Below are 5,928 nucleotides of genomic sequence, written 5' to 3'. Positions count from 1 at the left end.
AGCAGGTCGAGCAGCACCCGAAAGGTGCGCGAGATCCCGTACTTGGAGGTCCCGAACTGGCGTGCCTGATGGGCGACCTCGTTCTCGCCGATGCGCTCCGGTGCGGTGACGCCGGCGACCCACACCGGGATGAAGCGGTGCATCTCCCCGAGCAGGGTGACCTCCTTGATCACCTCGGCGCGGTAGACCTTGAGGCTTCAGCCGTAGTCGTGCAGCGCCACGCCCGTGACCTTTCCGATCAGTGCGTTGGCGATCTTCGAGGGCAGCTTGCGCATGACCAGCGCATCCTGGCGCTGACGACGCCAGCCCTGCAGGAGATCGATGTCGCGTGCGAGCAGCTCCTCGACCATGCGCGGGATGTCGGCGGGGTCGTTCTGCAGATCGCCGTCGAGCGTGGCGATCAACTCGCCGCGTGCGGCGTCGAAGCCGGCCTGCATGGCTGCGGTCTGGCCGAAGTTGCGCCTCAGTCGGATCACCCGAACGTGTGGGCCGTAACGCTCGCCGACCTTGCGCAGACGCTCGCCCGTGCCGTCGCGGCTGCCGTCGTCGACACAGATCAGCTCCCAGGCGCCCCGGTAGCCGGCAAGTCCCTCATGGACCCGCGACAACATGGGCTCGACGTTGTCGATCTCCTGGTACATGGGGATGACGACGGAGAGCGACGGATGGTTCGTCATGAGCTGTCCGGTCGCGTTCGCCGCCCCAGGCGCCGGTTCAATCGCGGTGTTCATGTGAGCTCCAAATGGTCACGGCCAGCAAGCTCGAAGCCCCGGAAAAGCCCGTAATGCGTAGGATGGATAGAGCGCAGCGAAATCCATCTTCCGCGCTCCGACATCTCGATTCCGGCACGGGTAGAGCGCAGCGATACCCATCGTTTACGCGTTGGACTCCAGGCTGTCGCGCAGGAAGCGGAACAGCTTGCGCGGTGCGTCGGGCCGGCCGCGCTCCTGATCGCGTTGCGCGGCGCGGATCAGGGTGCGCAGCTGCTGGCGGTCGACATCCGGGCATTCATCGATGAATTCGCTCAACGCACCCTCCTCGTCGGCGATGAGTCGCTCGCGCCAGCGTTCCAAAGCATGTAGGTGTGCCGCCGCTTGGCGCTCGCGATCCTCCGCCTGGTCGACCAAGGCGTGCACGGCGGCCATGTCCTCACGTTCCAACAGATTGGCGATGCGCTTCCAGTGGCGACCGCGTGCACGGATATCCTTGATCCGGGGCGTCTCGTCCAAGGCGGCCCAGGTCGCAGCACTCAGGTTCAGACGCTCCAGCTCGGCCCGAGGCATCCCGGCCATGCGCTCGGCCAGGGCCTGCAGGGCCAACTTCTCGCGCTTGAGCTGGCTCTTGCTCGGGCCGCGCTCTTCGTCCTGATAGTCGTCTTCGTCGTCGTCGATCGTATCGTTCATCCCGAAATCCAAATAGGCGGTTCGACAGTCTTCATGCGGCGGGCTCCAGATGCTCGAGGATCAATTGCGCGGAGCGGTTGCCTCGGTAGTCGTTGACGTCCAATCGGTAGGCGAGCCGCACCGCGCCGCCGGCCTCCGAGATATGCTCGCCCAGGTTGAAACCGATAGCCTCGATCGGCCCATCCTCGGCCGCGGGTCTGGCGAGACGGAGCTTCAGATGACGTTCGCCCACCAGACGTGCGCTCAAGACATCGAAGGTGCCGTCGAAACGGGGCTCCGGGAAGCCCTTGCCCCAAGGGCCGGCCACGCGCAGTGTCTCGGCGGTCTCCAGGGTCATGAGCCGCGGCGGGAGCGCACCGTCGGATGCGATCTCCGGTTGCGACGGCCGGTCGCCGACCACAGCACGCACGGCCTCCGCAAATGCCTCGCGGAACCTGGGCAAGGCCTCCGGGCGGATGCTCAACCCCGCGGCCATCGCGTGACCTCCGAAGCGCTCGATAAGGCCTGGATCCTGCCGATCCACCAGTGCGATCAGGTCTCGGACATGGACCCCTTCGACCGATCGCGCCGAGCCGCGCAGAAATCCGTCGCCGCCGTTCGCAAAGGCGATCACGGGACGATGATACCGCTCGCGGATCCGCGCCGCGACGATCCCCGAGACGCCTTGATGCCAATCCTCGCCGAACAGGCAGAGTCCGGGCGGCAGTACGGCACCGTCCAGACAGAGCCCCGCGAGGGAGGATTCGGCCGCGTCCTTCATCTCGCCCTCGATCTCGCGGCGTCGTCGGTTCAGCGCGTCGAGACGCGCGGCAAGATCCGCGGCGACCTGCGGATCGTCGGTCAGGAGGCATTCCACACCGACCGACATGTCCTCGATCCGACCCGCCGCGTTGAGCCGAGGACCGGCGACAAAGGCCAGATCGGTGGCCGTCGTCCGGCTCGGGTCCCGGCCGCCGATCGTCAGCAGTGCGCGCACACCCGGACTGCACCGCCCGGCACGGATGCGTCTGAGCCCCTGCTCGACCAGGATCCGATTGTTGCGGTCCAGGGTCACCACGTCCGCGACCGTGCCCAAGGCGACCAGGTCCAGCAGATCCGCCAGGTTGGGCTCGGGTCGATCCGCACCGAACCAGCCTTGCTCGCGCAGACGGGCACGCGCGGCGACCAAGAGATAGAAGACGACGCCGACACCGGCCAGGTGCTTGCTCGGAAAGCTGCAGTCGAGCTGATTGGGGTTGAGGATCGCCGCAGCATCCGGGAGCTGCTCGCCGGGCAGATGATGATCTGTCACCAGGACCGGGATGCCCAGCTCGGCGGCCCGCGCGACCCCGGCGAGACTGGCGATGCCGTTGTCGACCGTGATCAGCAGATCCGGTCGGCGCGGAGCGGCGGCGTCGACCACCGCCGGACTCAGTCCGTAGCCGAAGGCGAACCGGCTCGGGATCAGATAGGAGACCTGTGTTGCGCCCAGGCTGCGCAGACCCCGGACAGCCAAGGCGCCGCCGGTCGCACCGTCCGCGTCGTAGTCCGAGACGATCAGTAGATGGCCGCCGCCCCGGATGTAGTGCACCAACAGCTCGACCTCCTCGTCGATGCCGTGCAGCGCGCTTGCCGGGTGGAGCGCCGAGAGCCCGGGTGCGGACTCTTCGGCGGTCTCCAAGCCCCGGTTTGAATAGAGCCGGGAGAGCAGCTCGGCCGGTGTACGGGCGGCGGCGAGCGCCGCGGCACTCGCAGCGCGCCGAATCATGGGACGCGGCATCAGTCCAACACCGGCATGGGGACATGCAGGGCCGCAACGACGGCGCGCAGCAGCTCGATCTCCGTCCGGTTGATCCCGGCGTGCTGCAGGGTCGCGATCAAGGCACGGAGCAGGCGTTGCTTGTCGTCCATGCGCAGACGATCGAGCCGGTCGAGCGCACGGTCGAGCCGCTCCGGCCAGTCCTTCGGTCCGATCGGGGCCAACTCACGCCGACGCATCCCGAGCGACGCCAGGCCGGCGGCGAAGGAGGTCCGTGCGGTGCGCTGATCCGGGTTGCCGTGCACCGCCAGGATGATCAGCAGGTCGCGGACCTCGTTTTCGCGATCCGACAGCCGGGCAGTTCCGGCGCTGTGGGCATCGCTCGGGGTGATGGTGTCCTGGATCTGCTGCGCGAGCAGGCGTGCAAGGACATACTCGAAGACATCGATCTGTCCGTCGGCATGGATCAACCGATCGAGCAACGCCATCAGGCGCGTCAGCTCGGTCTGCGGACGACGGCGCAGGGTGGGAAAGGCGATCTCGAGCAGCGGGATGCGCAGGTCCGCGGCCAGGCTCGGTACTGCGGAGAGGAGCGTGCCGACCTGACGCTCATGCTCGCTGCCGAGCGTCTCGGCGACCATCAAGAGCTGGCGCTCGCGGATCTCGGGGTCCGGGTCGATCAGGAGATAGCAGACGACCGTCATCACCCACTCGGTGGAGCGGGCGGCGCGCGCGAGCGGCTCCGGGATCGCCCGGTTCAGGCGAGCCGCCACCTGGATCCGTGCCCTATTGGGCCGGCCGATGGCTTCGACGATGCAATCGGCATCGAGGCTCGATGCGCTCGGTCGGCCTTCGGCGGCCGGACCGGGCTCGGCCATCGAGGCGACGAGGCCGGCCTCGCTCGCTGCCGGGGTCGGCATCGCCCGCATCCTCTCGAGCTCCGCCGGATCGAAACCCGGCTCGATCGCCCGAATGCGATCGGCGATCGGCGGATGGGTCGCCAAGAGCCGACGCGTCAGCCCCGCAGCGAAGAGCATGTGCCCGATCTCTTCGCTATCGGCCGCAAGCGCCGATCCGGCCTGCGCCGAGCCGATCTTCTTCAGGGCACCCGCGATCCCCTCCGGCTCGCGGGTGAACTGAATGGCCGAGGCGTCGGCCAGGAACTCGCGTTGACGCGACACCGACGCCCGGATCAGCCGGCCGAATAAGAGTCCGATATAGCCGGTGGCGACCAAGGCGAGGCCGATCATGGCGATCGCGGCGGTATGCTTGCTCGCCCGGCCATGCCGGACCGAGAGCATGAGTCGGCCGATGATGGCGAGCACTAGGATCCCGAACAGGATCCCGATCAGCCGAATGTTGAGCCGCATATCGCCGTTGAGGATGTGCGAGAACTCGTGTGCAACGACGCCCTGAAGCTCGGATCGGCTCAGCGTCCGCAGAGCGCCCCGGGTGACCGCGATCGCCGCATCGGCTGGCGAATAGCCGGCGGCGAATGCATTGATGCCGTCCTCCTGCTCGAGCACATAGATCTGAGGCACCGGCACGCCGGCGGCGATGGACATCTCCTCGACCACGTTGCGCAACCGCTGCAGCTGCGGATCCGTGGTGTCCGCATTCACCATGACCCCGCCGAGCCCGCGCGCCACCGCCCCGCCGCCGTTGCGTAGCGTTAGGATGCGGAAGAGGCTGGCGAGCCCGATGGCACCCGCCGTCAGCACGGAGACCCAAATGAGCAGCGGGAGGCTCTCGCGAGCCAGAGTCCACGAGAACTCAGGCGAGACACCGAGGCCGTCCGGATCCGAGCCGAACCCCAGGAAGGCGAGCGCGACCAGGTCGACCACCGCCACGATGCTGACGACGGCGAGCACGAAGAGCACCACGAGGAGATGCGTACGCCGACGGGCGCGGTCCTGATGCGCGAAGAAGTCCAATTAAACTGCGTCCTTCGTGTTCATGTGGGGTTTTCGCTTGGGTGCGGTCTTGGAGGACATCTGCCGGCGTTGGAGCGGACGCAGTTTAAGTATTGAAAAAATCAAAAAATATCCTGAACCGCGCCCCGCCGTGGTCTTGGGTCGCGGAGAGGTCGTTCCCGAACGCAAACCTTCCATAGACCCGCAAGCGCGGTTCAGAAGGATATCTGCACGGCCTCGCGTTTCTCCGGTGCCTCGATCTCCAACAACTGCGCGGCCATGAACCCGAAGCGCTGGGCGATCAGGTTGTTCGGAAAGACCTCGCGCAGGTTGTTGTAGCCCATGACGGCATCGTTGAAGGCTTGGCGCGCGAAGGCGACCCGATTCTCGGTGCTGACCAGCTCCTCGGAGAGCTGCATCATGTTCTGATTGGCCTTGAGGTCTGGGTAGGCCTCGGAGAGCGCGAACAGCTTACCCAGTGCGCCTGCCACGCCCATCTCCGCTTGGGCCAGCATCGCCACCGCGGCGCCGTCGCTTGGATCGGCCGCGACCTGCTTGAGGCTGACGACGGCCTGGTTGCGGGCCTGGATGACGGCCTCGAGCGTGTCGCGCTCGTGGGTCATGTAGCGCTCGGCGACCTTGACCAGATTCGGGATCAGGTCATAGCGACGCGTGAGCTGGACGTCGATCTGAGCGAATGCGTTCTTGTAGCGATTGCGTCCGGCAATCAGACGGTTGTAGATGACGACGACGAGAATCGCGGCGAGCAGGATCAGGCCAAGCAGTGTCCATCCCATCGGTGTTCTCCCACGATGATGACTGTCCCCCGAGCCCGGCAGTCGCCGGGTCCGGTGTCCGGCCGAGGCCGGTGCGC

The 5,928-nt window shown here is 66.8% G+C and carries 4 protein-coding genes and 1 pseudogene; all 5 read right to left on the bottom strand.

Going from position 1 to position 5,928, the window contains the following annotated elements:
• Nucleotides 1–677: pseudogene (locus VLR48_RS00040) on the bottom strand (glycosyltransferase family 2 protein); the annotation flags it as partial.
• A gap of 198 nt (nt 678–875) precedes the next feature.
• The gene (gene yjgA, locus VLR48_RS00035) at nt 876–1,403 is read right to left on the bottom strand and encodes a ribosome biogenesis factor YjgA (RefSeq protein WP_325289824.1); all 528 of its coding nucleotides are present in this window, start codon (nt 1,401–1,403) and stop codon (nt 876–878) included.
• Between the two features lie 31 nt (nt 1,404–1,434).
• The gene (gene recJ / locus VLR48_RS00030; protein WP_325289823.1) at nt 1,435–3,162 is read right to left on the bottom strand and encodes a single-stranded-DNA-specific exonuclease RecJ; all 1,728 of its coding nucleotides are present in this window, start codon (nt 3,160–3,162) and stop codon (nt 1,435–1,437) included.
• Nucleotides 3,162–5,075, bottom strand: coding sequence for a M48 family metallopeptidase (locus VLR48_RS00025; RefSeq protein WP_325289822.1), 1,914 nt, complete (start codon nt 5,073–5,075; stop codon nt 3,162–3,164). The genes recJ and VLR48_RS00025 overlap by 1 nt, the downstream gene beginning before the upstream one ends.
• Before the next feature lie 194 nt (nt 5,076–5,269).
• Complete coding sequence (locus VLR48_RS00020) at nt 5,270–5,851, bottom strand: LemA family protein (protein ID WP_325289821.1); 582 nt, start codon at nt 5,849–5,851, stop codon at nt 5,270–5,272.
• Between the last annotated feature and the right edge of the window lie 77 nt (nt 5,852–5,928).

It is taken from the genome of Thiocapsa sp., assembly GCF_035467215.1.
Lineage (GTDB): Bacteria > Pseudomonadota > Gammaproteobacteria > Chromatiales > Chromatiaceae > Thiocapsa.
The sequence above is the reverse complement of the archived record's forward strand: the minus strand, read 5'-3'. Positions and strand labels throughout refer to the sequence as shown.

Coding starts and splice junctions, on each gene's coding strand:
- yjgA (WP_325289824.1), bottom strand. CDS start 1,403: ATGAACGATACGATCGACGACGACGAAGACGACTATCAGGACGAAGAG.
- recJ (WP_325289823.1), bottom strand. CDS start 3,162: ATGCCGCGTCCCATGATTCGGCGCGCTGCGAGTGCCGCGGCGCTCGCC.
- VLR48_RS00020 (WP_325289821.1), bottom strand. CDS start 5,851: ATGGGATGGACACTGCTTGGCCTGATCCTGCTCGCCGCGATTCTCGTC.